Source organism: uncultured Streptococcus sp. (assembly GCF_963545685.1).
GTDB lineage: Bacteria > Bacillota > Bacilli > Lactobacillales > Streptococcaceae > Streptococcus.
Map to the genome: position 1 here is coordinate 1 of NZ_CAUUKN010000009.1, position 25,050 is coordinate 25,050.

At 39.1% G+C, this 25,050-nt stretch carries 26 protein-coding genes; 2 read left to right on the top strand and 24 right to left on the bottom strand.

Going from position 1 to position 25,050, the window contains the following annotated elements:
• Window positions 1-113 precede the first annotated feature (113 nt).
• From RWZ99_RS03025 to RWZ99_RS03070, 10 genes are all read right to left on the bottom strand, one after another.
• Window positions 114-1,328 carry an ABC transporter permease gene (locus RWZ99_RS03025; RefSeq protein ID WP_314676266.1) on the bottom strand — a complete coding sequence of 405 codons (1,215 nt, stop codon included), beginning with the start codon at window positions 1,326-1,328 and terminating at the stop codon, window positions 114-116.
• Window positions 1,325-2,218: an ABC transporter ATP-binding protein gene (locus RWZ99_RS03030; RefSeq protein WP_314676267.1), complete on the bottom strand. Its 894-nt coding sequence runs from the start codon at window positions 2,216-2,218 to the stop codon at window positions 1,325-1,327. Before RWZ99_RS03030 ends, RWZ99_RS03025 begins: the two co-directional genes overlap by 4 nt.
• Before the next feature lie 11 nt (window positions 2,219-2,229).
• Complete coding sequence (locus RWZ99_RS03035; RefSeq protein WP_314676268.1) at window positions 2,230-3,030, bottom strand: DUF3169 family protein; 801 nt, start codon at window positions 3,028-3,030, stop codon at window positions 2,230-2,232.
• A complete protein-coding gene (locus RWZ99_RS03040; protein ID WP_314676269.1) occupies window positions 3,027-3,236 on the bottom strand; it encodes a helix-turn-helix transcriptional regulator in 210 nt (69 codons plus the stop codon). The genes RWZ99_RS03035 and RWZ99_RS03040 overlap by 4 nt, the downstream gene beginning before the upstream one ends.
• Before the next feature lie 5 nt (window positions 3,237-3,241).
• Complete coding sequence (locus tag RWZ99_RS03045) at window positions 3,242-3,562, bottom strand: hypothetical protein (protein ID WP_314676270.1); 321 nt, start codon at window positions 3,560-3,562, stop codon at window positions 3,242-3,244.
• Window positions 3,563-4,197: 635 nt separating this feature from the next.
• On the bottom strand, window positions 4,198-4,800 hold the full coding sequence (locus RWZ99_RS03050) for a nitroreductase family protein (RefSeq protein ID WP_314676272.1): 603 nt from the start codon (window positions 4,798-4,800) through the stop codon (window positions 4,198-4,200).
• A 120-nt stretch (window positions 4,801-4,920) separates the two neighbouring features.
• Entirely contained in the window at window positions 4,921-5,781 is an 861-nt protein-coding gene (locus RWZ99_RS03055) for a VOC family protein (protein ID WP_314676273.1), read from the bottom strand.
• Window positions 5,782-5,915: 134 nt separating this feature from the next.
• Window positions 5,916-6,365, bottom strand: a complete 450-nt coding sequence (locus tag RWZ99_RS03060) for an Rrf2 family transcriptional regulator (protein ID WP_314676274.1) — start codon at window positions 6,363-6,365, stop codon at window positions 5,916-5,918.
• A gap of 185 nt (window positions 6,366-6,550) precedes the next feature.
• Window positions 6,551-7,414: an alpha/beta hydrolase gene (locus tag RWZ99_RS03065; protein WP_314676275.1), complete on the bottom strand. Its 864-nt coding sequence runs from the start codon at window positions 7,412-7,414 to the stop codon at window positions 6,551-6,553.
• A complete protein-coding gene (locus tag RWZ99_RS03070) occupies window positions 7,401-8,693 on the bottom strand; it encodes a PTS sugar transporter subunit IIC (RefSeq protein ID WP_314676276.1) in 1,293 nt (430 codons plus the stop codon). The genes RWZ99_RS03065 and RWZ99_RS03070 overlap by 14 nt, the downstream gene beginning before the upstream one ends.
• A gap of 248 nt (window positions 8,694-8,941) precedes the next feature.
• Between RWZ99_RS03070 and RWZ99_RS03075 the strand changes: the two genes are divergently transcribed.
• Together RWZ99_RS03075 and RWZ99_RS03080 are read left to right on the top strand one after the other, a co-directional pair.
• On the top strand, window positions 8,942-9,862 hold the full coding sequence (locus tag RWZ99_RS03075) for an ABC transporter ATP-binding protein (protein WP_314676277.1): 921 nt from the start codon (window positions 8,942-8,944) through the stop codon (window positions 9,860-9,862).
• A 4-nt stretch (window positions 9,863-9,866) separates the two neighbouring features.
• Complete coding sequence (locus RWZ99_RS03080) at window positions 9,867-10,622, top strand: hypothetical protein (protein WP_314676278.1); 756 nt, start codon at window positions 9,867-9,869, stop codon at window positions 10,620-10,622.
• Window positions 10,623-11,089: 467 nt separating this feature from the next.
• Here RWZ99_RS03080 and RWZ99_RS03085 read toward each other — a convergent pair whose 3' ends face one another.
• The 14 genes from RWZ99_RS03085 to RWZ99_RS03150 all read right to left on the bottom strand — a co-directional run bounded on the left by RWZ99_RS03085 (window position 11,090) and on the right by RWZ99_RS03150 (window position 24,758).
• Window positions 11,090-11,338, bottom strand: a complete 249-nt coding sequence (locus tag RWZ99_RS03085; protein ID WP_314676279.1) for a hypothetical protein — start codon at window positions 11,336-11,338, stop codon at window positions 11,090-11,092.
• A gap of 97 nt (window positions 11,339-11,435) precedes the next feature.
• Window positions 11,436-12,158 (bottom strand): hypothetical protein, encoded by a 723-nt coding sequence (locus RWZ99_RS03090; RefSeq protein WP_314676280.1) that lies wholly within the window; start codon window positions 12,156-12,158, stop codon window positions 11,436-11,438.
• A gap of 96 nt (window positions 12,159-12,254) precedes the next feature.
• Window positions 12,255-13,130, bottom strand: a complete 876-nt coding sequence (locus RWZ99_RS03095) for a HAMP domain-containing sensor histidine kinase (RefSeq protein WP_314676282.1) — start codon at window positions 13,128-13,130, stop codon at window positions 12,255-12,257.
• Window positions 13,127-13,813, bottom strand: a complete 687-nt coding sequence (locus RWZ99_RS03100) for a response regulator transcription factor (protein WP_314676283.1) — start codon at window positions 13,811-13,813, stop codon at window positions 13,127-13,129. The genes RWZ99_RS03095 and RWZ99_RS03100 overlap by 4 nt, the downstream gene beginning before the upstream one ends.
• A gap of 166 nt (window positions 13,814-13,979) precedes the next feature.
• Entirely contained in the window at window positions 13,980-14,612 is a 633-nt protein-coding gene (locus tag RWZ99_RS03105) for a nitroreductase family protein (protein WP_314676284.1), read from the bottom strand.
• Between the two features lie 92 nt (window positions 14,613-14,704).
• Window positions 14,705-15,391: a YoaK family protein gene (locus RWZ99_RS03110; protein ID WP_314676285.1), complete on the bottom strand. Its 687-nt coding sequence runs from the start codon at window positions 15,389-15,391 to the stop codon at window positions 14,705-14,707.
• Between the two features lie 100 nt (window positions 15,392-15,491).
• Complete coding sequence (locus tag RWZ99_RS03115) at window positions 15,492-16,334, bottom strand: aldo/keto reductase (protein ID WP_314676287.1); 843 nt, start codon at window positions 16,332-16,334, stop codon at window positions 15,492-15,494.
• 131 nt (window positions 16,335-16,465) lie between these two features.
• On the bottom strand, window positions 16,466-17,467 hold the full coding sequence (gene galE / locus RWZ99_RS03120) for a UDP-glucose 4-epimerase GalE (RefSeq protein WP_314676288.1): 1,002 nt from the start codon (window positions 17,465-17,467) through the stop codon (window positions 16,466-16,468).
• A gap of 127 nt (window positions 17,468-17,594) precedes the next feature.
• Window positions 17,595-19,205 carry a glucan 1,6-alpha-glucosidase DexB gene (dexB, locus tag RWZ99_RS03125; protein WP_314676290.1) on the bottom strand — a complete coding sequence of 537 codons (1,611 nt, stop codon included), beginning with the start codon at window positions 19,203-19,205 and terminating at the stop codon, window positions 17,595-17,597.
• Window positions 19,206-19,436: 231 nt separating this feature from the next.
• Complete coding sequence (locus tag RWZ99_RS03130) at window positions 19,437-20,741, bottom strand: HAMP domain-containing sensor histidine kinase (RefSeq protein ID WP_314676291.1); 1,305 nt, start codon at window positions 20,739-20,741, stop codon at window positions 19,437-19,439.
• Window positions 20,738-21,391: a response regulator transcription factor gene (locus RWZ99_RS03135; protein WP_314676293.1), complete on the bottom strand. Its 654-nt coding sequence runs from the start codon at window positions 21,389-21,391 to the stop codon at window positions 20,738-20,740. The genes RWZ99_RS03130 and RWZ99_RS03135 overlap by 4 nt, the downstream gene beginning before the upstream one ends.
• A 69-nt stretch (window positions 21,392-21,460) precedes the next feature.
• Entirely contained in the window at window positions 21,461-22,837 is a 1,377-nt protein-coding gene (locus tag RWZ99_RS03140) for an FtsX-like permease family protein (protein ID WP_314676294.1), read from the bottom strand.
• Between the two features lie 13 nt (window positions 22,838-22,850).
• A complete protein-coding gene (locus RWZ99_RS03145; protein ID WP_314676295.1) occupies window positions 22,851-23,483 on the bottom strand; it encodes an ABC transporter ATP-binding protein in 633 nt (210 codons plus the stop codon).
• A gap of 15 nt (window positions 23,484-23,498) precedes the next feature.
• On the bottom strand, window positions 23,499-24,758 hold the full coding sequence (locus RWZ99_RS03150) for an FtsX-like permease family protein (RefSeq protein ID WP_314676296.1): 1,260 nt from the start codon (window positions 24,756-24,758) through the stop codon (window positions 23,499-23,501).
• Window positions 24,759-25,050 lie beyond the last annotated feature (292 nt).

Consider the following 25,050-nt stretch of genomic DNA (forward strand, 5'->3'; position numbering starts at 1 on the left):
ACTCAATATAGTTCATGTCCGCCTCCTTTTCTGTAGTTCTATTGTAGTGAAAAGGTTTTCGAAAGTCAATTTGAAATCAAAAAGCCCTCAGCAAGAACTGAGAGCTCGATAGATTAGCGATAGCTAAGAGCACGTTTGATGGTCTTCCATGGTCCCAGGTCGTCGGTTTGGAGGATTAGGCTCGCATAGATACGGGCAATAAGCACTGTTCCCACGATGGTGAAGAGAATCGCAATTCCTAAAGAAGCCCATGATTCAAGACTAGTCGCATAGCCATTGATGGTACGGAAAGGCATGAAGAAAGTTGAAAAGAATGGAATGTAAGAACCAATCTTCAATAAGAAGACATCCCCGGCACTTCCCAAGGTGGTTACCCCAAGGAAGCTAAAGATAACTAACATCATCAGTGGCGAAATCGCTTTTCCTGAATCTTCAGGTCGTGCAACTGTTGAACCTAAGAAGGCAGAGAGCACCACATACATAAAGATCCCAAGGATAATGAAGAAGACTGTATTGAGCGAGATTGACTCTGCTAGGTGTTGGGTAATTGGAGAGTTTGGAGTAAGGATATCTTTAACAACTGGGATATCTGCTCTAAAGATCCAAACAGCTACCAAACCAATCACATAGACAAAAATGTGGGTAAAGATCACTCCGAAGAGTCCGAGCATGCGTGCGAAGAAATAGTCGGTTGCTTTGATACTAGAGAAGACCACTTCCATGATCTTCGTTCCCTTTTCACTGGCCACTTCTTGGGCTGTGATACTCGAGTAGAAGATCAAAATCATATAAAGCAGCATTCCTAGACCACCTGCAACCATGGTTTGCACCATTTTCAAGCCTTCTTTTTTCTCATCAATTTTCTCTTTCAGAGAAACCTGTTGAGACAAGGCTGTCAGTTGCTCTTTACTTAGATTGGCACGCGCTAGATTGATCCCTTGTTGGACCTGGCTTAATTTCGCAGCGACAAGGCTTTTCAATTCCGTCTTCATGGCTTGGTCGCCCACATAAGTGGCTTCTAGTTGACCATCTTTTTCATCGACCGTCAAGTAAGCAGCAGCTTTCTCATCCTTGATGGCTTTTTTAGCTGTGGCTTCATCTTTGTAGTCTAAGGTCAAGCCAGCGGTTCCTTTGAGGCTTTCTTTGACAGCTGGCACTTCTGTCACCAAGGCCACCTGGTTTTTGGCATCTGTAGAAGAACCTGTCAGATAACCGATTCCAATGCTCAACCCTAAAAAGAGGAAGGGACCCAAGACCATGAAGAGAAAACTCCATGATTTCACTTGTCTGAGATAGGTTTCTTTCATTACGACAAACATCTGTTTCATACTTCTACTCCTGATTCAAGTTTAAAGATCTCGTCAATAGTTGGGGCTTGGTGGTCAAAGGTCGCTAGGTAGCGCCCCTTGGTCAAGCGATCAAATAATTCTGGACCGGCTGACGCATCATCCAAGATCAGCTTCCAAGTCCCTTGCTTGGTCATGCTGACCTTGGTCACGTGTGGGAGAGCTTCTAGCTCTTCTTTGCTAAAGTCATTTGAGACAAAGAGGCGGGTCTTGCCGTAGCTATTACGGACATCTTGGACAGGACCCGATAAGACCACCGAACCATCACGGATCATAAGGATATCATCACACAACTCTTCGACATTGGTCATGACATGGTCAGAAAAGATAATGGTCGCCCCACGCTCTTTTTCTTCAAAGATGACCTGCTTGAGCACTTCTGTATTGACCGGATCCAGCCCGCTAAACGGTTCATCTAAAATGATTAATTTAGGCTCATGGATCAAGGTGATGATCAGTTGAACCTTCTGTTGGTTCCCTTTTGAGAGGCTCTTGATTTTATCAGTCAATTTTCCTTTAACTTGGAGTTTTTCCATCCAGGTCGGTAATTTTTCCTTGACCTCGGCAGTGCTCATTCCTTTCAAAGCAGCCAAATAACGGACTTGCTCAAAAATCGTGAGTTTTGGCATGAGGCTGCGCTCCTCTGGTAAATAACCAATTTCTTTGTAGGTCTCTTGGGTAATCGCTTTGCCATCTAGGTGAATCTCACCGCTGTAGTCCAGAAAGCTCAGGATGCTGTGGAAAATGGTTGTTTTTCCGGCCCCATTTTTCCCAACCAAACCAAGGATATGCCCTTGTTGAGCTGTTAGATCCACTCCAAAGAGGACCTGCTTATTGCCAAAGCTCTTTTCTAAATTTCGAATTTCTAACATGGATGACTCCTTTACTCTTTATAATAACGTTTGGTAATCTTGTATTGTGAAATAAGGATATAAATATAGATGATGGATACAACGAACAAAGCTAAGAGGATATCCGTATGGAAGGCAACTCCAATGATTAAGAGAGCAAGAAGAATGCTTGGCAAGATATAATTGCTTAACTTAACTACCACTTCAAAATTTTCCTCGTAGCTAATTTGTTTTTGCGCCTCATCCATCCTACTCATCATAAATTGCCGCACTTCCTTGGCATTTGCATTGCGAGGAATTTCCATACCATAAATTAATTTAAAGGTCTTACGATAGAGTTGGTCAGCTACGACAAACATAGCAAACAGGCTAACAAAAATATAAAACATGGTATAGCTTCCAAAGATATGCATATACGTTCCTGTCATCTTATCATCAAAAGAGTACTGTTGAGTATAAAAGATAATCACAAACATATAAGGAATCAGCAGAATCCCTTTGAAAATCGTAGCCAAGTCGTAACGTTTTTTCATCTGACTTTCAAATCTATAAGCCTCCTCATCTTCTGTTTCACTCATTTTGTAATAAGATTTTCGTGACATCAAAAGTAAGGACAATACAACCACAAAAATGATTAGAAAAAGAATGAAGCTTCCCACATACAAGTTCTCTTTATCAAAAAGATTTTGCAATTCAATGCTTGTTTTCGATCCAAACATTCCTGATAGGAAACCAACAATCCCTCCTACTACACCAGAAATTGTAACAATAATGATATTTCTCCAAAAACGGTAACGAGCGGATCGTTCTTGTTGTTGCTTTTTCATAATCATTCCTCTTCCTCTACAAGACTAAAAACATTTTCCACAGGCTCTTTGAAAACCTGGGCGATGGTGATGGCAATAATTACAGAAGGGGTATATTCCCCTCGCTCCAAGAGACTGATGGACTGGCGCGAGACCCCTGCTAGTTTGGCTAGCTTGGATTGGTTGAGCCCATCACGCGCCCTCAGCTCTTTTAGGCGATTTTTTAAGATCATAATGACTACCTCAATTTCAGTTGTTGAATGAATTCGACATCCTCAATACGAACTAATTTTGTCACCCTGTGATGTTTAATAATCTCACGTCTCAATTTGACCCAATCTTCATCGAAATCCACAACTTCCCAATTGCTTCCAAAACCATTTAGTCTAACAGTGACCGTTTGGCCTTTTAATTCTTCTAAAAGTCTAGACATGTCTTGATTTCCTTTCAATTGTTTTTCCAATCTTTTAATGCGTCTGTTCAATCCTTTTATCTTCTTTTCTGAGCCTGTATAAATTAGAATCAGCAAAGGGATAAAAATAATCCATAAGGTGTTCATAAGTGCTACTCTCCTTCTTTATCTAAAACTATTGTAACGCTTCTTTTTATTTTTGACAAGTATCTTTGTCAAAAATAAAAAGAATATTGTCAAATCTATTGAAAAAAAGATATCAATAGCACCTCTTTTCGAATTTTTTGTAGTATCCCTTCTTCAATAAACTAATTAAAAAATCTACATTTCAACTTCACCTCTTAAAATAAATCCTTAAAATCAACCATCAAGACCTAGTAGATTTTTTAGGATTCAGTTCGCCAATTTAGTGGTAAAGACTTTAAAAAATTAATGGGCATGCTAATGCGATAAAAAATCATTGATTAATCCAGGCAATTCAAAAAAGGGCACTAGTGAATATAGGTACTCGAAAGTTTGGAGAACTGTCTTAACCTAAGCCTAAAAATTAAAAATCGAGGGAGTCAAACTTTACTCATGGAACTTCTTAGAAGCTCACTGACAGTCGCTATCAGCTAAGGAAAGTTTTAAAATTCAAGCTATAACTTCCCTTGGACATTACTATTTTTGAGATAGAAAAAATAACAGGATTTCTCAATCCTGCTAGTCTTTTGTCTTATCATTTTGATAATGTTTAGTCATAGTACAGCCAATCGCCAAATCAACTGCCTGAATTACAGTGATTACTTATCACCAAAAACTTTGAAACGACCTTCTGTTTGGGTGTCTTTGTCTCCTGCTGGTGCTAGGATTTGGCCAAATGGTGCTTGAGCACGGAGTTTCCAGTTAGCTGGAATGTCATATTTTTCAGCTAATTGTGCATCAACAAGTGGGTTGTAGTGTTGTACATTCATGCCAATATTCTTTTCAGCCAAAGCCAACCATGTCGCATAAAGGGCGATTCCATGACCTTGCTCTGACCAAATTGGGAAGTTTTCAGCATAAAGTGGGAATTGCTCTTGAAGGCCTGTCACTACATCTTGGTCTTCGTAGAAAAGGATTGTTCCCTTAGCTTGAGCAAAACCTGCCAAACGTTCTTTTGTTCCCTCAAAGGCTTCTTCTGGGGTTACTTTTTCAAGCTCTGAATAAGCGATTTCATTCCAGAACGCATCTGATTCTTCATCCAGCAAAATCACCACACGTGATGTTTGTGAGTTGAAGGCTGAAGGTGTGTTAAGGACAGCTCCTTGAATGGTCTCAATCAATTCTTGGTTAGAGAGCTCAAGGTCTTTTTCCAAAGCATAGATTGAACGACGTTTTGTTTGTAAGTCTGTAAAGTAGGTCATAGTTATTCTCTCTTTCTTTATGATAAATGTTCATTGTTAAGCTATGTTGTAATATTTTTGTTTACAATAACCATTATAGCTGTTTTAAATGTAATGTCAATAGTTACGACTAGAAAATCACTAATTATTAATATTTTTTCTTACTCGTGTCAAAATACCATCCTTATCCTCAACTGTTAACTCATTCGTAGATAACCATTTGACCTCGGCTCCACGATTGTTAGCACGTTCTGCTATGCCAAGCAAGTCTTCCTTGTTCGCCACTTCAACGACGTAGTAAGCAAGACCAGGCATATCTTTGTCACGTTTTGACAAGTTTTTTCCGCCCCATTCGTTGACCGCAAGGTGATGGTGGTAATCACCTGAAGCAATCCAACTAGCACTTGGAATGGTAAACTTATCTGCTAGCTCCAAAACATCCTGATAAAAAGTCGTTGCTAGCTGACTATCTTTGACCGATAAATGAATATGCCCCATGCGAGTATCCTTAGCTATCACAAAAGGCTCAACCTTGCGTCCCATCTCGTAAATTTCTTGAGCTGATAGTTCTTCTGTTACACCAACGATGCGACCATCCTCACGAATATCCCATTCAGCAACAGGCTTGTCTCTATAAAGCTCAATACCATTGCCCTCAAGGTCTTCCAAATAAAGGGCTTCACTATAACCGTGGTCAGCTGCACCGACAAATGGATAGTCCAGCTCAGCAATGTGTTTGAAAACGTCTGCTAAATCTTCGCGAGATGGCAACAAAATCGCCATATGGTAAAGACCATAACTTGACTTGACCGCTTCCTCACGATTGGTTTCAATCAAGTGAACTAAAGGCCTGTTTCCAGCTCCTAAAATAACTTCCGTTTCCGTTTGGGTTAGAATTTCTAGTCCTATAATCTGTGTATAAAAGGCCACCTGACCAGCCAAGTCTTTCACATTTAAAACTGCCTCTGCTAAATAAATCTTACTATTATAGTCGTATGTCATATGATTTTCTCCTTTGTTGTAATCATTTCTATGACATTATTATACTTGATTTTATTGTAATGTCAATTATTACAACTTGGAATTTAAAAAAAACCGAATAACTTTCGATTTCTTATCGTTTAAAATTTAAAAAATCAAGCTTCAGTTTCTTTCCAGTTGACCTTAGCATCCTTTAAAATACCGGCTAAAGTTTTCTTTTCGAGTTCTTTTTCCATTGCCATTTGAACGTCTTCTAGGCTCTGATCCAAAAGCCCATGGATATTACGTCCTACTGGACACGCTGGATTAGGATTGTCATGAAAACTAAAGAGTTGCCCACTTGGACCGATGCTATCCACCGCACGATAAACCTGCAAAAGGTTAATCTCCTCTGGTGCCTTGACCAATGTGGCTCCTCCACTTCCCCTTTGAACAGAAATCAAGTCTGCTTTCTTCAGTTGCGACAAGGTTTTACGGATAATAACTGGATTGACCCCAACACTACCTGCCATTAAATCACTGGTTAGCTTCGTTTCATTTCCCTTATTTTGTGCTATAAGGGTCAAAATATGGACAGCAATGGTAAAGCGACTTGGAATTTGCATATCAAGAACCTCTCATTAATCTTTTTCTTTCCAATCAATTATAACAAAACCAACGTTGTAAAACAAGGAGTTACAACTACTGAAAGAGTTAGTCTTACACTAAAAAAAAAATAGAGCCATCGTAGACTCTATCCTTTTGTATTTGATAATAAGTAACTAGACTAATAATTAGGTAGTTTTCTAGCCTATTGAGGTTCTAGATTGGTCTTTTGCTTCTTACGAACCCCTTGTTCTTCGATATGTTGTTTGATCAGTTCCACTACTTCATCATTGGTTGGTAAATCCGAGTGTTGGGCATCTTCGCCTGTAACAGTGATTTCAGTATAACTTTTTGCCTGATTCTGATAGATATATTTCCCAGCGGACACACTGGCATCAGGAACCAGCTCGTCCGAATCATAGGTAATGGTTCCCGCTACCGAATAGACATGCAGGGTAGACGGAATATTCTCCTTAGCAGCTATAAAATCTGCTAGCATGACTGATTTATTTTTAATATTGGTTTCAGTGAAATTATAGGGTGTTCCGATAGTCATCAAAGAATTTATCTTGACATCGTAGTTGCTAAGATAATTTTCAATAAAAGCCGTGTAAATCAAGCCACCATTTGAATGTCCCACCCCCTTAAAATTATTGAAATTGTATTTATTCTGCAAGGCTTCAAAGGCCTGATTCATCATCTTGGCTTGTTTCTTGATATTGCTATAGCCATCTTTGTTATTCTCAAATCCAATAACAATGACTGGCTCGTTATCCTTATCAGCGATTTTACCCTCAAAGGTGATACGCCCATTGTTCCAAACCTTAACCTTGAGGAGGCTATGCTTGGTGCCACGACGGTCTTGATTAAGCTTACGTACTAGTCCATCAAATCTATTTTCCGTAGCGGAGCTTCCTGGAATCATGATAATGGGGGACAATTTTGAATTATAGAAAGTCTCTATTTCCTTGACATTTTTCCTAGTCCAACTATAGGATGGGACGGCTAGTCCAATAAGAAAGAGAGCAACAAGTATAAAGACCAATTTAGTTTTTTTATTTAGTTTCAATGCTTTCTCCTTCCTCTTTTAGACCGTGTTGTACCTTATTAGACAGACGCACAAATGGAATAAAGATAACAATATCAACTGCAAAACAGAGGAGACTAATAGCTAGAGCTCGTAAGCTACCCCCAGTTCCGATAAAGGCGTAAAGAAGACTTGGCGTGCCATCTGGAACTGGATAAACCGCAGCTGGCATAAGATGGATAGCCAAGGCTACCGCAGCAATGCCCATATTGACCATAGGTGCCAGTAGGAAAGGAACCAGATAAACTAAATTAAGTAAGACTGGTATCCCCACCATCAATGGAGCCCCATTGTTAAAGAGGCTAGGGAAGACACTTAGAAGACTTACCTTCTTATCCTTAAAACTGGTTGATGCTAAAAGTAGAGCCACCAAGAGGGCAAGCCCTGATCCAATGCCAGCAACCAAGCCATAACTATGATAAAGATTTGTTAGCGTATAAAGGTGGGGAATCCCAGTCGTCGTATGATGGGAAACAGCATAGGTCAGATTTTCCAAGGCAAAACTGTCCTCGGCAATGGAATTTAGGGCAAAAGCTTGACTATTCCCAATCCAAGCAGAAAAAGTGTTCAAAAGTCCCAGCATAAAGGTTGAGAACAGATGATTATCAGTTACAGTAAAGGTAGAAGTAAACTGCCTAATCGTCTGAAAAACATTTGCTTGTTCTCCAATCACAAAGAGAATGTTAAGGCCAATGGCTAAAATGAGTGATAAAAAAATGGGACGGACGGTCTTTGGTTGATAAATATAGTCCTTGTCCACAATCTGATCATCACTAGCTCTTGAGAAGCGAAAAATCTGGCCAACCAGATACCCCACAAAGATAGCCAACATAATGTTGATTGAAGCCGGTAAATTGATACGAGTCAAGACACCATCGTTTAACGGTGACAGCAAGAGCTCCTGCGATCCTATAATCAAGCTAACCAAAAGGGAGGTCACACCGGCTGTACCAGTACTTCTACCATAATGACCAGCTGTGTATTTTCCTGCAAAATAGGTTGATAAGGGTCCGCCTAAGCCACCAAGAAAGTTGGAAAGATTAATGAGAACCTGCCCAGTTATCTTAAAGGCCGGTAACCAGTCCGAAACTGAAAATAGCTGATTGATATAGCCAAGCTCTGAAAAGACCGATAGTGAAATTACTCGAATAATTCCTGAAAACAAAAAGAAAGGAAAGAGCGAAACCAAGGTCTTCTGAGTAATCTGGACAAAGCCTCGCTCACGAAACCAGAGAAACCTCTGGACCAAATAATTTGTCATAAAAGACTCCTAGAAATAGGCAAAAGTAAACTTTAAATTCAACGTTTTCTTACATTATAGCACAAAGAAAGAGGACTTGCCTTAATCTGGGTTACAGCACACACTCTCAGAATTTAGTCACCACCATTTTCATGATTTCTTGAAAAATTTAAGAAATATTTGAGAATTTCTTGATGGTTATTTAATGACTTTATATTACAATAAAGATGAAAAGAAAGCGGTATCAAATAAGCGAAAGGAGGCTTATCATGAAAAAGGTACTTGAGGTCAGACATCTGACAAAACGTTACGGCCAGCATCTAGCTCTAGACAATGTAAACCTGACCTTAGAAAAGGGTGAAATCTATGGGCTTATCGGAAGAAACGGGGCAGGCAAGACGACACTGATTAAGGTCATCACTAAACTCATCCGCCCTAGCCAAGGTAGTGTCTCCCTCTTTCACTCTACCTCCAAATCAGAGTGGACCCACGCACTGAAACGTGTTGGTTCTGTGATTGAAACACCAGTTGCCCTTAACCATCTCAATGCACGTCAAAACCTACGTTACTACTGCAAGATTCATCATGTTACAAACCCTGACAAGATTATTGATGAAATCCTTGATACGGTTGGACTAGGGCACACTGGCAAGAAAAAATTTCGTAGTTTCTCACTGGGTATGAAGCAACGTCTAGGTATCGCAATTGCACTGATTGCAAAACCAGACCTACTTATTTTGGATGAACCGATTAATGGTCTTGACCCAGTAGCTATCAAAGAATTCCGGCAAATGATTAAAAAATTGAGCGAAGAGCAAGGTATGACAGTTCTCATTTCTAGCCATATCTTGTCTGAACTCTATCAAGTTTCAACTCGCTTTGGCATTATTGATCACGGTCACATCATCCGTGAAATCACTAAGGACGAATTCGAACATCTCAGCGAAGACTATATCGTTCTTAGGACCAACCAATTAGCCCTAGCTAGTCACATTCTCCAAGAAGATCTTCACCAACACTTCAAAGTTGTTAACGGCGACAATGAAATTCATATTTTCGATAAATCCCATGTTATAAAGACAATTGTCAAAGAACTGGTTAAACAAGAAGTTGACATCGATGAAATTTTCTACAAACGACAAGACTTAGAAAACTACTTCACACAGTTGCTAGATTCAGAAAGGAGGTAGAGCCATGTTACACACTATTCACGCCGATTTCTATCGACTCTTCCGTTCTAAAGGATTTTGGATTTCTGAAATTATCCTAGCCCTAAACATTATTTCTGGTGTCCTATTGGGAAGCACAGGGCATGTTGGCGTAGAAACTGGTGCAAAAGAAGCCGTTCGAAGCGCCTCTTCATGGACTGGTGTCGGATCACTGATTAATTACTCTAGTAGTATCTCTATCACAGTCCTCTTCACTTTGATTGTTGTCTCTATTATATTGGGCGTTGACTTAGCACAAAAGTTATATAAGAATAATCTCACCTCTGGTATTTCACGGAGCGGATTCTTCTTTGCCAAGCTAACTGTCATTGTAGCGATTACTTTAGGACAACTCCTCTTGTCTTACGGTCTTGCCTTCATCCTTGGTACACTTTGCCATGGTCTTGGAACTGTACCTGACCACTTTGTTAGGAACTTTGCCTTGACTTTCCTTCTCCAATTCTTGTGTAATTTGGCTTGGGTCAGTCTGACCACAGCTGCACTCTACCTCACACATTCCATCGTGACAACCTTTGTGACCTACACCCTTGGTTTGGTAGCTTTAACCGTACCAGCAGCAATCTTCCCTAAAGTAGAAATTTTGAAATACTTGTCACTCAACTTTAATTACGCCATGACTGCAGACAAAACTGTCATTCAAAATACTGCAATCGTGACGCTAGGATTTATCCTAGCATTCACAACACTCAGCTTAATTATCTTTGAAAAACAAGACTTATGAGTACAAAAATAACATCGTGTGAGAGAGATGTCAGATTGAAGGAAAAGTCTATTTTGGATAATTTTCTTCAATCTTTTTTTAGTAGAAAAAGAAAAAATCTTAAAAATAGCACTACATCGGCATTTCTAAGAGTTTCAACCATATGGGAGCCACCTCCAAGATGGCAATTATTCTATTGCTGATAGAAGTTGTCTATGTTCTGAAAGCTGATTTATCGGCTTTTTATTTTATCAAAAAGTTTAGTTACTTTTAAATTACACTCTTAAAAGCTATGAATATTCAACAAATACAACTATATATATCAAGATGTATGAGTATGAAAATTCCATAAAAATAGGCTAAAATCCATAAAATAGAATAGTCTCTGCTAGCTCAAATTAGTTTTAGCTACTTTTCTTATTTTTTGATATAGATTTAGATTAAATTTATTCTTTTTCTAGCAAAACTAACATATTAATTAGTTAATATTATTTTCGTTTCCCTATTATTTTTTCAATATCATTTATGAAAAATGATAGGAGATTTCCTCTACCAACTGATTTGACACCTAAATCTTTTCGCATTGCATTCATTACTTCTCCCATCAAGATTAGCGTTTTTTCTGGAGAATCTTTCATATTATCATCTAAAGAATTTTCTCTAAAGCTATTCCATTTTTTAACAACTTGAGATGAGCCCCATATTATCTGGTCTATGAATATAATTAATGATGTCAAGAATTAACAAATACAAACTCTAGTAGTTTTAACTTTAAGTGAAAGAGAACAACTGAACCGATCAAGTCTCGTTTAGAAAAAAGCATGATATGAGAAGCTACTCATTTATATAATTTTCAAGGATTTCAAGTATTTTTAATTCCTTTTCATTTAAAACATTGAGAATACGATCAATATCCTTTTCTCTATTTTCAGGTGTAAAGATACATTCTCGATACAAATCTTTTTTATTATTGTTAACTTTTTTAGTGTCAAAAATGTTATGATAAACATCAATATTCTTTTGTTCTAGGATACTTCTAGCTTCGCTGTGCATCTCCAAAGATATCTTGATGTTTGTATCCTTAAGCCCCTCATCATTAAGAAATATATAAATTATTGACGCTACTAAAAAGGTCATTCCTCCAAAAGATTTTTGTGATACTTTATTCTTACTCGTAATCCAACCAAATTCTAAATCATAGTATTTATCTTCATCTCTTCTAACTAATAAGGCTGCTTCAGAGATGACATTGTTGATGTCCTCATTTCCTTTATAACGATAAAGAAGTTGGAATCTAGTATTAGTTCCAAGATATCTTTTAAAATCTTCATACTTATTAAAATCCTTATAACTATATTCTGAACATTTACGTCCATTCCAGTTATCACCTTCTCTAATTAAAAATAATTGTTCATTGGTATGATATAAATCCTTTTCCTCCTTAATCTTCATTTTATTATATACATTTATAAGCTCTTCAGCAGAATCATACTCAGTTTCTTTCTCACTTTTTTCTTTGTTAAATACTTTTAAAGCTTTTTTTCTCCAGTTAAACATATTTTAACTCCTTAATACTTTTTATATCAACCTTTATTCTATTCTATAAAATAAAGATGACTATATCCCCATCTTAACAATTCAAAACCTTTTAATTCATAATCTCACAGTTAAATAGAACCATTCATTCTCATAGGCCAGATGCAACTCACCCTCTAAGACTTGAACTAAGTGTTCAGTGATGTAAAGACCAAGTCCAGAGGAATCCTCGGTGTCTGAGAGGTTTTCAGAATAAAAGCGGGTCGTTAATTGGTCAAGATGCTGTATCGGCTGTTGTACCATATTACTAACTGATAAAATAATACCATCATCCTTTTTCTGCAATGTTAGTTGGGCTTGAGTCTTACCATGTTTTAGAACGTTAATGATAATATTCTGAAATAGACGTTCAAAAATATCATTATCCATTTGACATTGGATATCAGGGGCTACTTGGATATCTAGTGTAATCCCTGTCTCCTGAAACATGTCATAGTAAGGCAGGATAGACTTAATCACAAGTTGAGAAAAGTCCACGTCTTGAAATTGAGGTTGAATGGCACCCTCTGTTAATCGTCGATATTCCAACAAGGTTTCCAAACGCTTTGAAACAGTCAGTAGATTTTTAGAAATCTTCTCCATAGCCATTTCATCTTCACTACTACTTCGAAGACTTTGCTGAGCATAGCCACTTGCTACTGTCAGTGGCGTTCGTATATCATGGGCAATATTACTGATAGCCATGTCCATGGTTTTCTTTTCTTGAAGAGCGACAAGATTAGTCTTTTCAACATGGTTAAAGAGAGACTCAATCTGATTCGTCAGGATAACTAAAGATTTTGGCTGGTTTTTAAGAGTAATCCGTCTATGGCTTTCTTCAAGCAGCTTTTCTTCAATCTGCTTTGAGAGAGACTTAACAGCCAGATAGTAACGGACGAGATAGATAGTCACCCCCAGTAGGAGCACTGTCAATACAATAAGTAGTCCTCTCATGAGTCATCTCCTTTAAGTCGCACACCTAAGCCCCAAATCGTTTCGATATACTCTGAACTTCCATCCACTTGGGCTAGTTTCTTTCGTAGATTACTCAACTGTGCATTCAATGTATTATCACCTGATAGATAAGGGGCTTCCCAAACCGTCTCATAAAGGTCCTCTTTAGTAAAAATTTTCTTTGGATTTTGTAGGAGTGTGTGCAAAATTTGAAACTCTTTCTTACCCAAACGTATGGTTTTTCCATTACCCGAGACTTCAAAACTGTCTGGATTTATCTTGATGTTTTTAACTTGATAAATGTTCTCAGTCGTACTACTTCCCTTGATGTGTTCACGTAGTTGAACGGAGACACGCGCATAAACTTCTTCAAGATCAAAGGGCTTAACGATGTAATCATTTGCACCATTAAGTAAGTACTGGCTAATCAAGTGCTTGTCACCCAAGGCTGTCAACATAATCACAGGTACAGAGCTTCTTTGTCTGATAAACTTAAGCACCTCTTTACCACCCTTACCCGGTAACATGATATCTAGGAGAACTAAATCAATCTCTTGACTTTGAAACAAAAGCTCTCCTTCGGTCCCAGAGTAGGCTTGAATAATATCATGTTCTTCAGAAAATAAGTTGAAAAGAATACTCTGGATATCCTCATTGTCTTCAATTTGTAAAATACGTGCCATGTCTTAATCCTCCAATGATACTACCAATTGTATATGCTCAATTTTTCTTTTATCTTAACAAAAAGCCAAATTAATGACAAGGTACATGACGACTTATTGATAGCAAAAAAGACAATACAAAAAAAACCGTAAGCCTCTACTTTCGAGACTTACGGTCAATTATTTATTAAGCAAAGGTTGTAACAGCAGAGGCATCCAAACGAACAGATTCAAATCCTTCTTCATTGGCTTCCCCAAGGGCAATAATCAAAACAGGCACATGTCGGTCTTCATCAAGACCAAACGCTTTTGCAAGTCCTTCTTTTTTATAGCCACCGATGGCATTAGTATCGTATCCATAAGAGCGAGCGACGAGCATTAACTGCATAGCGGCCAAACTAGCATCGATGTGGACAATTTCATTCATCACTTCACGAGGAGAATTTTCATACATTGGTACAATGCTTGACAGTTGTTTCTCCTTGACCTCTTCAGGCATTTTCCCTTGAGCAACGGCTTTTCCATAAATTTCTTCTGCTTTTTCTTGGCTCTTCAAATCGGCAAAAATGAGAACCATGGCTGAGGATGTTTCATTTTGTACACCATTGTAGCTGACAAAAGGTTTCAATTTATCTTTGCCTTCTTCGCTATCAACGACGACAAAACGCCAAGGTTGCATGTTCACTGATGATGGGGCTGTAACGGTTTTATCCAAGATTTCCAACAATTCTTCTCGTGGAATCTTGACAGAAGTATCAAAGTTACGAATGGAACGACGGTTATATACAATATCTGAAAAATCATTGCTTACTATAGGCATCTTATGTCTCCTTTTTATCATTAGACAAAATTAATATAACCAAGATTATAACACAAGACTATTTTTATCAAAAATAATTGCTACAAAAGTGCTTAAAGATTGCTCTCCTTGAGTCCTAGTCGTTTCACTTCAGATGAATAGTAAACCATGATGGTAATGAGGCTGAGTGTGATTAGCCAGATTGACTTAATATCAATGAAGTGCATCAGAAGAGCTGATACAACAGCACCAACCACAAAACTACCTACGACAAAGCCATAATTAACCGCCTGACGACGATATTCTTTCTGATCTTCACTTCCCTGAATAACATAGTAAAGTGCCGTCAGCATCCTTCGATAATTGCCTGAAGTCATAAAAATCACAAAGGGGTGATTTTCAATCTGACTACCGGTAAAAGTCTTCATCATGACACCTGCAGAAAAAGCAATAATCGGAAGCTCTAATAGAGCATTTGGCGTTAAGAATGGTAAAATGGCAGTCATCACACAAAGAGGAAGCAGACCGTAAACACGCCAGTAAGCATTCTTACGATGGTCTTTAAACCACATACCAAAAAGAAAACCCAAGGAAAAGAAAAGAATGGAAAAGCATCGCAACATGTTATGGAACATGCTACTACTACGCCAGTCTGCAACTAATAGAAGAATATTCCCTGTCTGAGTGGCAACCAAACTATGGTAATACATATGACAAAAGACATCCAAAGCTCCCCCTGAAAAACTGAGCAAGTTGGCCATCATACGTGTATTCTGAGGCAAAAGATTTCGAGACTCCATTACGTAACTCCCATCTATAACTAAAAAAATGATAGTTTCATTATAGCAAATCTAAAGAAATACTCTAAAAAGCAACCCTGACGAGTTGCTTGCAATCCTATTAAAAATTAACTGTATCAGGATCATCCTGAGTTTTGATGCCTTGAATCTTATCCAAGACTGCCATATCTTCCTCTGACAAATCAAAGTCAAAGATATCCAAGTTGGCTTCAATATTTTTTGGTGTCACTGACTTAGGTAGTGGTAAGAAACCTTTTTGAAGACTCCAACGTAAGGCAACTTTAGCAACAGATTTTCCGTTACGTTCAGCCACTGCTTCAACATCTTCATTGCCAAAAATACTACCAGTACCTAGTGGGCTGTATGCTTCAAGAAGAATGTCACGCTCGTGGCAATAGGCAACCAAATCTTCTTGGTCACAACCTGGAGCCAAGAGAATTTGATTGACATGTGGCACAATTTCAGCCGTTTCAAGGAGGGCTTGGAGGTGATGTTGCATAAAGTTAGACACACCGATAGCACGTACCTTACCTTCTTTGTAGGCTTCTTCCATTGCCTTCCAAGCGCCTGCATTGCCGGCCTTCCAAGCATCATTCTCACGAAGTGCCTTTGGATTAGGCCAGTGGATGAGCAAAAGATCCAAATAATCCACACCTAATCTTTCGAGAGACTCGTCAATAGAGGCCTTAGCCAAATCGTAATCGTGCTTGTCATTCCAGAGTTTAGTCGTTAGGAAAATATCCTCACGCGCCAAGTCACTATCAGCAATCGCCTTACCTACAGAAACCTCGTTACCATAGATTTGTGCTGTATCAATATGTGTGTAACCCGCCTTAAGGGCGAAACTAACGCTATTGTAGGTTTCTTCCCCTTCTGGAATCTGCCAAGTCCCAAAACCAATTTTAGGAATCATAACGCCATTTGAAAGTGTATATGTTTCCATCCTGTTCTCCTTTTCAAGTTGTAACAGAATTATCTTAAAAGATATCAGATAAAAATGCAAAAATTTGCTATGGACTATTGGAAAGACTGCTATAGTAATTTACTACCAGATGGTGCTCCTACTCCTTATGATTAATCTCTATCATCATAGCCTTTTGGATGGCTTGAATGCCATGCCCAGGCACTTTCGATAATTTTTTCGATATTGTCAAATTGTGGTTTCCAACCTAGTACTGTACGAGCCTTTTCAGAGGATGCAATCAATGTATCTGGATCACCAGGACGACGGTCAGCTTTCTCAGCTGGAATTTCTTTACCAGTAACCTTACGAGCTGCTTCAAGAATTTGAAGATTTGAGAATCCTGTTGAAGAGCCGAGGTTGAAGGCTGTCGACTCATTACCCTTGCGGAGATATTCCACTGCCAAGAGGTGGGCATCCGCTAAGTCGAATGGATGCACATAGTCACGAACATTAGTACCATCTGGAGTATTGTAGTCGTCTCCAAAAATCATGATTTTCTCACGAACCCCTTGAGCCACTTGGAGAATAATTGGCAAGAGGTGGGTTTCAGGACCATGATCTTCACCAATCGAACCATCAGGTTTGGCACCCGCCACATTAAAGTAACGAAGAGGAACATACTTGATGCCGTAGGCTTGGTCTGACCACTTCATGATGGTTTCCATCATAAGCTTGCTTTCACCGTAAGGATTGATTGGGTTTTGTGGTGTAGTTTCAAGGATTGGGATTTCCTCAGGAATACCATAAGTCGCAGCTGTTGATGAGAAGACAATGTATTTGACATCACATTCGTTCATAACCTCAAGCAACTTCACCATACCAGAAGTGTTATTGTCAAAATACTTAAGTGGTTTTTCCATAGACTCAGCCACAAGTGAGTAGGCCGCAAAGTGAATTACCGCATCGACATCAGGATTTTCCTTAAAGACTTTACGCATAAAGTTCTGATCTGCTAAGTCCCCCTCGTAGAATACAGCGTCTGGATGGACTGCCGCACGGTGACCCGTCACCAAGTTATCCACGACAACAACTTTTTCTTGGCCTGCTTCAACCAAACGGTCTACCATGTGAGAACCGATGTAACCAGCTCCACCTAAAACTAAGATTGCCATAAAATTTACCTTTTTCTTATTTTTCTATTATTATAACATAATTCTAGTCTATAGGACTAACCTGAGTTACGTAAGGTGAAAGAAGATAAAAATGGTCGCCAACAGTTAGTTGACAACCATTTTCTTTCTATTTCACCTTCACACAAAAGGCATCCCAAGCTTGGAGTTTACCTTGGTCTGTAATTGACTCTAATTCGGTATTGGCAATGACAACTTCAGCACCATCGAAATCATAATCAAAGTCTTGTTCTTGGTCTGATAGATTAACTGCAACTAGATAGCTGCTATCTTGAGTCTTACGAATATAGGCAAAGACCTTATCGGCAGTTTCCAAGAGTTCAAAGTCAGCATCAATCAACCAATCCTGTGTTTTGCGAAGCTCAACCAGTTTCTGATAAGTATAAAAAATCGAATCTGGATTAGCTAGAGCTGATTCAACATTTATGTTCTTATAGTTAGGGTTAACAGCTAGCCATGTTTTATCAGCTGTGCTAAAGCCAGCATTCTTACTGGTATCCCACTGCATTGGTGTTCGGGCATTATCACGTCCCACATGGCGAATCTGGTCCATGATAACTTCTAGCGATATTCCTTTTTCGAGAGCTTCTTTGGCATAGTTGAGAGATTCAATGTCATTCAATTCTTCCAAAGTTCTAAAAGGATAATTGGTCATGCCGATTTCTTCACCTTGATAGATGTAAGGTGTCCCACGCAAGAGATGAAGGAGGATAGCTAGGGCCTTGGCTGACTTCTCACGATAGACACCAGTATCTCCCCACATTGAAAGAATACGAGGAAGATCATGATTATTCCAGAAAAGTGAGTTCCACCCTTGTCCCAACTCTAACTCAGTTTGCCATTTATTAAAAATAGTCTTAAGTGCTGAAACATCTAACTCCTTCTCATACTCCCATTTAGGACTATCTGGCTTATGCTGAAGTCCAATATGTTCAAACTGGAAAACCATGGAAAGCTCTTGATTATCTGGATTTGAATACTGTTTTGCAATTTCAGGTGTCGCTCCCCATGTTTCACCAACGGTTAGAAGGTCATGCTTTCCAAAGCTCACCTGGTTCATCTCCTTGATATAATCGTGAAGTTTTGGACCATTTGTATCAATCAGTTGATCTGGAATCTTGCCAATCATATCAATCACATCCATACGAAAACCACCGATTCCCTTGTCAATCCAGAAATTCATCATGTCATGAATTTTTTGGCGCAACTGTGGATTTTCCCAGTTGAGGTCTGGCTGTTTCTTACTAAAGAAATGCAGATAATATTGATCTGAGGTCTCATCATATTCCCAAGCGGATCCACTAAAAATAGATACTAACTCATTAGGTTCGTCTCGCCATATGTAGAAATCTCGTTCAGGACTTTCTGGATTGTCACGCGCTTCGATAAACCAAGCATGCTCATCAGAAGTATGGTTCACCACCAGATCCATGATAATGTGAATATCATGCTTTTTAGCTTCCGCCAAAAGCTCATCCATGTCATTCATATCCCCAAAAATGTCTGCAATTGCCTCGTAGTTAGCGATATCATAGCCATTATCATCCATTGGACTGTCATAAACAGGAGAGAGCCAAAGAGCTGTGATACCAAGTTTTTGAAGATAATCTAATTTGCTTGTTATCCCCTTGAGGTCACCGATTCCATCACCGTTGGAATCCATGAACGACTTAGGGTAAATTTGATAAATTGTAGCCTTGTGCCACCAGTATTTCTGCATGATTCTACTCCTCGTATTTATTACCATCGTGAGTCTGATAGTTCTATTTTACGTTTTTCTCGAAGTTATGCAAGCGTTTTTTTTTCTATTTTGACAGCTTTCAATGACCTCTAGTCCAGACTCCTTAATCTTTTGGTAATGTTGAGAAATAATAGAGTTAAAATGTAAGGTTAGACTTTGCTTAGCTTAACAATACAAAATAACGACGGTTAATGCCTTAACCGTCGCTTTTTACTTTTTGGGCAAGACCATCACAAAGCGCCTCCCCGCGGAACTTTCTTCAAATCTATAGCTAAGTTGCTCATGCTCTAGAAGGTATTTGACCACAAAAAGGCCTAATCCTCCTTCTTTCTTAGACTGAGCTTTAGTTGAAGTATTTTCTTTAGATACAATCGTATTTTCAATGACAAAGTCGGTTCCTTCATTTTCTAAACCTATTCGAATTACTCCGCCCTTATCAGAATGCTTGACAGCATTACTGATGATATTTGAGAGAACTAATTTCAAAATAGCTAAATTCATGAAAATACCAGTTGCCGGAAGATAATTTTCAATTGATAGAGAGCGACTCTCAACCAACACTTGATTTTGAGTGAGTATGCGATTTACCACATCATCTAACTGAATCCACTCCTTATCACCACCTAATTCTTGAACAGAAGACAGGGACAGGATTTCCAGGACAATCTGGTTCATCTCATCGACGATGTCAAGAGAGACCGATAGGTAGCGGTCCCGATCCTTGTAGCGACCGATCTTATCCCGCATATTTTCTAGGATAATTTTCAAGCTAGCTAGAGGTGTCTTGATCTCATGCGAAGCCCCTCGTAGAAATTCTACCTTCATCTGCTCCAACTTCAGATTTTCTTGTTTTTGCTGCTCTAGATTATCAATCACTTCTAAGAGATGGTGATAGAGATCATTTATCTGTTGCTTTAAAACACCAATCTCATCTTGTGAATGAATGGGGAGACTTGCTGTCCTATCTAGGCGCTTCATCCGCTTAGTAATCTGCTTGATTTCAAGAATTGGAGTAGAAATCATGCGGGCATAGAGATAGGATGCAATCAGCGACAGAACAAAAGAAGCAAGGAGTGTATAGGGAAGAAAGCCCAGACTGATGTCTCGCGCTTCTTTTTGGGAATCAATAGTCGCTAAGAATTGCAAGGTCAAGTCCTGCCCTTCTTTGGTTTGAATCTTTCGCTCTTCAATGACCAGGGAATTATTCTGGCTGTCAGGGTTTACGAGCAGGTCATCCTTAATCTCTATGGCATTTTGTTTTTCCTTGCCCTTGATAGAGACCTTGATATCATTAGTCTTAGAATAGAGGGCACTAACCGTCTCAATGGTGTCCACGTCCTGACCTTGGAAACTCTCAGCCAGGACTTGCGATTTCTTCAAAATCGTCTGGCGCTGGGACTCAATATAGGTCGATGGAAAAATAAAGTAAACCGAAGCATGTAAAAGGATCACTAAGCTACTAAAAAGGGCAAAGGTGATCAGAAAGATCTTTGCAAAGATACTCCGTTTGGTCATGGTCTCTCCAATTTATAGCCGACATTGCGTACCGTTACGATACAGTCCAGCTCTAGTTTTTTTCGTAGTTCCTTGATATAGACATCAATCACCCTGTCAAAAGGGATCTCCTCCGTCTCCTTCCAGACAGCATCGAGGATCTGAGAGCGGGTCCGGGCCTTGCCTTCATGCTGGAGCAAGTATTCCAAGATTTCCAACTCCTTGGCATTCATGGAAATGGCTTGTCCAGCTAGCCTGGCGGTATAGCTCTCAAAATCCACCCGCGCCTCTCCATAGGTGAAGACCCGTGAAGGCTGGAGCTTTTTAAAAATAGCTTCGATCCGAACCTTCAAGAGGGACAAGGAGAAGGGTTTTTCCAGATAGCCATCTGCTAGCTCTCCAAAGGCCGTCAACTTATAGTCCTCATCATGGAAGGCCGTTAGCATGAGGACAGGGACTGAGCTGGTCTTACGGATTTCTTTCAGGACTTCCAAGCCATTGAGGATAGGAAGCTGGATGTCCAGCAAGACCAGATCCACTGTTTCTCTTCGAAAGAGGTCCAGGGCCTCCTTCCCATCGCCTGCTTCGAAGATGTCATAGCCACATTCCATGAGATAGTCGCTCATCCCTTCTCGAATAAGGACTTCATCTTCTACGATTAGTATTTTCATACATTATCCTTTTCATATATATAGTCGCTTTCTTTCATTATACCGTTTTTTATAGGTGCAGCAAACTTATCATTCAACATCAACTAAGAGGTCTTTGGGTTTCTTATGAAGAAGCCAGCGAGAAGAAATCAAGGATACCAAGCTTAAGATAAAGCCACCAACTAGAATAACTACCAAAAGTTGCTTAGGTTGGACTGTCATATGAATCTGAGTCAGAGTCTTCCTGAAGCTCTCTACCTCAGCCCCCCCACCAAGATTTGCAGCTAGAGATTCTTTGGTCATTTGCTTATTGATACCTGCCGTAACATTGGAAAGGACTGTTTTACCAACTTTTTCGGCAAAGAAACTAGCCAAACCATATGATAAAAGAAAGGCTGGTAAGGCAATCATCAGCAATTCCATTAAAAATTGACCCGCAACCTGTGTCTTTTTAAGTCCCAAGGCTAAAAAGATACCAACTTCTCTACGACGAGCATTTAACCATAAAATCAACAGAAGGGTTAGCAATAAACTTGTAAAAATGAGACTTCCAATAAACATACGATTTGCCACACGATACATCCCAAGAATAGATTCCTGTAATGCAGGATAGTTTGATGAGCTCTTAACAAGATCGTAGAGGGTCCAGTTAATGTCCAACTTTTGAATCTTTGCTATCAAGGAATCAAGATTTTGATCGCCTTTAGCAAAGAAAGTGGCGTCCTCATAAGTGGCAGTTTCTACGGTATTACCGTAGAGTTTTGCTGCTGTGTCTAGATCAGTGATGAGGGTGTTTTCATACAACTCCTGAGCATATGTAACGGCTGCTTGATTTTGACCAGAAAATAAACCTTTGATAGTCACTTCTACTGTTTCATCAGCCCTTTTTTCGTTATCAGCATCATAGAGATTAGATCTAAGCTTTACTTTATCTCCTACATTAAGACCATTCTTTTTAGCTAAACCTTCGTGCATCAAGATTTGATTATGGTCCTTATCGGTTAGATGTTCTCCTTGGACTAGTTTGTAGGCTCCAGAGACAAACTTATCTTCTTTTGATGAGTCATTGACTCCTGTCAACATCAAGGTAGACTTAAAATTTTTAGCACGTTCTGGCGACTGATTTTGTAGCGTTTGCTCTGTTTCAATAATCTCATAGTCTAGTAAATCACCAATACCGTTTATCCGTTTAATCGTCGAAACAATCCCTTTAGTCTCACTAATCTTTTTAATATCTTCTCCCTTAAGATTTCCAGCTCCTCGAGGAGTTCCAGGATTCGTGTTACGATTAATCTGCATTGAAAAACTATTGGTGATTGACCCTAGACTCTTGGATGCTGCTTCTTGGGTTGCACTTCGCATAGCAAGTCCTAACAAACTAAGAGTACTCATCAAAAGAATAATAGTTAACAGTAATAGTGACTTTGACCATTTTCGTGTAATATATGCAAAAGCGTTTCGAAACATAAGAGTCCTTTCTTTATTTTTTCTTTTCTATGAGTTGTTTCTTCTTCAACTCTAAAACCACATCAGATGCCTGAGCAACTTCCTTACTGTGCGTAACAACTATGACACATTTTTGGCGATCTAAGGCCATTCTTTTAAGGATAGCAATAATATCCTTCGCAGTTTCCTCGTCTAGATTTCCTGTCGGTTCATCTGCTAAGATAATCGGAGCCTCTGAAACCAAAGCCCGCGCAATAGCTACACGTTGTTGTTGCCCACCTGAAAGTTGCAGGACATTTCGATTAATTTGCTTTTCATCTAGTCCCAATTCAGAAAGTATCTTCTTATCGGCATTTTTATTAACAAGTCGTACATTTTCTAAAGGTGTAAGATAATCAATAAGATTGTAATTTTGAAAAACAAGCGCAACGTGGTGTCTACGATGATAACTGGAGCCTTTTTTCTTGATATTTTCTCCGTTAAACAAGATCTGCCCCTTCTTGGGATAATCAAGACCTGCCAAAAGGGAAAGTAAGGTCGATTTTCCCGCTCCAGATTGCCCAATAATACTATAAAACTTACCTTTCTCGAAACGATAATTCACCTTCGAGAGGATAGATTCACTTTTATTTTGATAACTATACGTAACATCTTTGAGTTCTAACATAGTGTTCCTTTCTCCTTAACTCATATTAGATAAGATTTCTTTTGGAGTTTTGCGCCAAATGAGACCTGTTGTCACACCGAGCGATAATATTACCAAGAATAGAAGACATAGATAAGATAGCCCTAAAGGTAGTCCCTGAGGAATTTGATCTAATAACTGAAGAGCCTGCTGCTGTCCTTGCTGACCTATAAATTCTTGCAAGAACAGTCGACTTAGTAGCCGTCCAATAGTAATGGCCGGTAGCAAAGACATAAGGGACACCAACAATATCTCCACAAGAAATTGAGCAAAAATACGTCCCTTGCTCTTCCCAATTGCTAAAAGAATACCTATCTCATGATTTCGCTCACGCGTCCATAGTGCCATTAAAAACGAGAGGATACCTCCTCCTGTAACAATTAAACTAATCATCATCGTTCTGACGATTCCTTGTAGCGCTTGAGACGATTCCTTCAAGGAGTCAAAAGCCTTACGGTCCTCGTCCAAACGTAGACGATACCAATCGATATCCAATTGTTCCACTTGTTTAATGACTTGGTTGATTCTATCTGGATTCTTAATACTAAAGGATAATTTTGTCACTAACTTATCAGTCAAATTAAGCAGTTGGCTAGCATCGTCATAATGGAGGAAGATTTGATTTTCACTTAAATCTGAGGACATTCCAGTAAATGTCTCCTCCTTCTTGCCAGAAAAAATACCAACGATATCAAAGGTCATTTCCTTAGCGCCATTTTCAGTCATCTGAAAATTGGACAAGGTCAGCTTGTCTCCGACGCTTAGCTTATTTTTCCTAGCAAGCGATTCATGAATCATAATTTGCCCTTTAGCAGATAAGTACTTCCCCTTAAGGAGTTGAAAAGCACCACTCCTAAAATCAACACTTTGGCCTGTTTCCTTAGTGAAAGTGGCTCCCAAGGCTTGATTAGCCTCATTATCGAGGTCATCGCGTTCCACCGTTTGTTTTCCTGTAACGACCTTCTTATCGACTAGTCGCACTGGACTTATATATTGAGGTATCGTTGACATCACATCAGATAGCTGACTAATCTTCGCCCCCTCTTTCCAGGAAAATGCACTGCCTCTTTCTTTACTTACCAGAGCAAAACCTGCCCCACTTGATTTCCTGATTTGTGCCTCCATTCCTCCACCAACTTGCATAAGAGAGAAACAAAAATACAAGCAAGATAATATCAAAAATAAAATGAGAAAAAGGATAAAATTCCGCGTTTTTTTGCGGAAAATATAAGCAACTGCCTGTTGTAAGAGAACCATCTTCCACCTCCATTTAAGACATTAGCCCTCAGCTACACCAAAGATAAGTGACGGCGCTTTCATTTTCTTATCCTAATTATAGACGACAAATGTGAAACCTTTATGAAATCAAATATTCTAAACTAATCGTTATCTAAAAATCTGACTGCTGAGATGCAGAGCCTCAATTAAATAATAACTCTAAAGGACTATCAAAAATTCGCTTCATGATTGACTTTAAACTCCTTTTCTCCCATAAATCGTCTTTCGCTAATAGCATTTACCTCAGGCATTTGATATAATTTTTGTCAGA

Excerpts from the sequence above, each read along its gene's own strand:
- RWZ99_RS03025 (WP_314676266.1), bottom strand. The coding sequence starts at position 1,328 with ATGAAACAGATGTTTGTCGTAATGAAAGAAACCTATCTCAGACAAGTG.
- RWZ99_RS03030 (WP_314676267.1), bottom strand. The coding sequence starts at position 2,218 with ATGTTAGAAATTCGAAATTTAGAAAAGAGCTTTGGCAATAAGCAGGTC.
- RWZ99_RS03035 (WP_314676268.1), bottom strand. The coding sequence starts at position 3,030 with ATGATTATGAAAAAGCAACAACAAGAACGATCCGCTCGTTACCGTTTT.
- RWZ99_RS03040 (WP_314676269.1), bottom strand. The coding sequence starts at position 3,236 with ATGATCTTAAAAAATCGCCTAAAAGAGCTGAGGGCGCGTGATGGGCTC.
- RWZ99_RS03045 (WP_314676270.1), bottom strand. The coding sequence starts at position 3,562 with ATGAACACCTTATGGATTATTTTTATCCCTTTGCTGATTCTAATTTAT.
- RWZ99_RS03050 (WP_314676272.1), bottom strand. The coding sequence starts at position 4,800 with ATGACCTACTTTACAGACTTACAAACAAAACGTCGTTCAATCTATGCT.
- RWZ99_RS03055 (WP_314676273.1), bottom strand. The coding sequence starts at position 5,781 with ATGACATACGACTATAATAGTAAGATTTATTTAGCAGAGGCAGTTTTA.
- RWZ99_RS03060 (WP_314676274.1), bottom strand. The coding sequence starts at position 6,365 with ATGCAAATTCCAAGTCGCTTTACCATTGCTGTCCATATTTTGACCCTT.
- RWZ99_RS03070 (WP_314676276.1), bottom strand. The coding sequence starts at position 8,693 with ATGACAAATTATTTGGTCCAGAGGTTTCTCTGGTTTCGTGAGCGAGGC.
- RWZ99_RS03075 (WP_314676277.1), top strand. The coding sequence starts at position 8,942 with ATGAAAAAGGTACTTGAGGTCAGACATCTGACAAAACGTTACGGCCAG.
- RWZ99_RS03080 (WP_314676278.1), top strand. The coding sequence starts at position 9,867 with ATGTTACACACTATTCACGCCGATTTCTATCGACTCTTCCGTTCTAAA.
- RWZ99_RS03090 (WP_314676280.1), bottom strand. The coding sequence starts at position 12,158 with ATGTTTAACTGGAGAAAAAAAGCTTTAAAAGTATTTAACAAAGAAAAA.
- RWZ99_RS03095 (WP_314676282.1), bottom strand. The coding sequence starts at position 13,130 with ATGAGAGGACTACTTATTGTATTGACAGTGCTCCTACTGGGGGTGACT.
- RWZ99_RS03100 (WP_314676283.1), bottom strand. The coding sequence starts at position 13,813 with ATGGCACGTATTTTACAAATTGAAGACAATGAGGATATCCAGAGTATT.
- RWZ99_RS03105 (WP_314676284.1), bottom strand. The coding sequence starts at position 14,612 with ATGCCTATAGTAAGCAATGATTTTTCAGATATTGTATATAACCGTCGT.
- RWZ99_RS03110 (WP_314676285.1), bottom strand. The coding sequence starts at position 15,391 with ATGGAGTCTCGAAATCTTTTGCCTCAGAATACACGTATGATGGCCAAC.
- RWZ99_RS03115 (WP_314676287.1), bottom strand. The coding sequence starts at position 16,334 with ATGGAAACATATACACTTTCAAATGGCGTTATGATTCCTAAAATTGGT.
- galE (WP_314676288.1), bottom strand. The coding sequence starts at position 17,467 with ATGGCAATCTTAGTTTTAGGTGGAGCTGGTTACATCGGTTCTCACATG.
- dexB (WP_314676290.1), bottom strand. The coding sequence starts at position 19,205 with ATGCAGAAATACTGGTGGCACAAGGCTACAATTTATCAAATTTACCCT.
- RWZ99_RS03130 (WP_314676291.1), bottom strand. The coding sequence starts at position 20,741 with ATGACCAAACGGAGTATCTTTGCAAAGATCTTTCTGATCACCTTTGCC.
- RWZ99_RS03135 (WP_314676293.1), bottom strand. The coding sequence starts at position 21,391 with ATGAAAATACTAATCGTAGAAGATGAAGTCCTTATTCGAGAAGGGATG.
- RWZ99_RS03140 (WP_314676294.1), bottom strand. The coding sequence starts at position 22,837 with ATGTTTCGAAACGCTTTTGCATATATTACACGAAAATGGTCAAAGTCA.
- RWZ99_RS03145 (WP_314676295.1), bottom strand. The coding sequence starts at position 23,483 with ATGTTAGAACTCAAAGATGTTACGTATAGTTATCAAAATAAAAGTGAA.
- RWZ99_RS03150 (WP_314676296.1), bottom strand. The coding sequence starts at position 24,758 with ATGGTTCTCTTACAACAGGCAGTTGCTTATATTTTCCGCAAAAAAACG.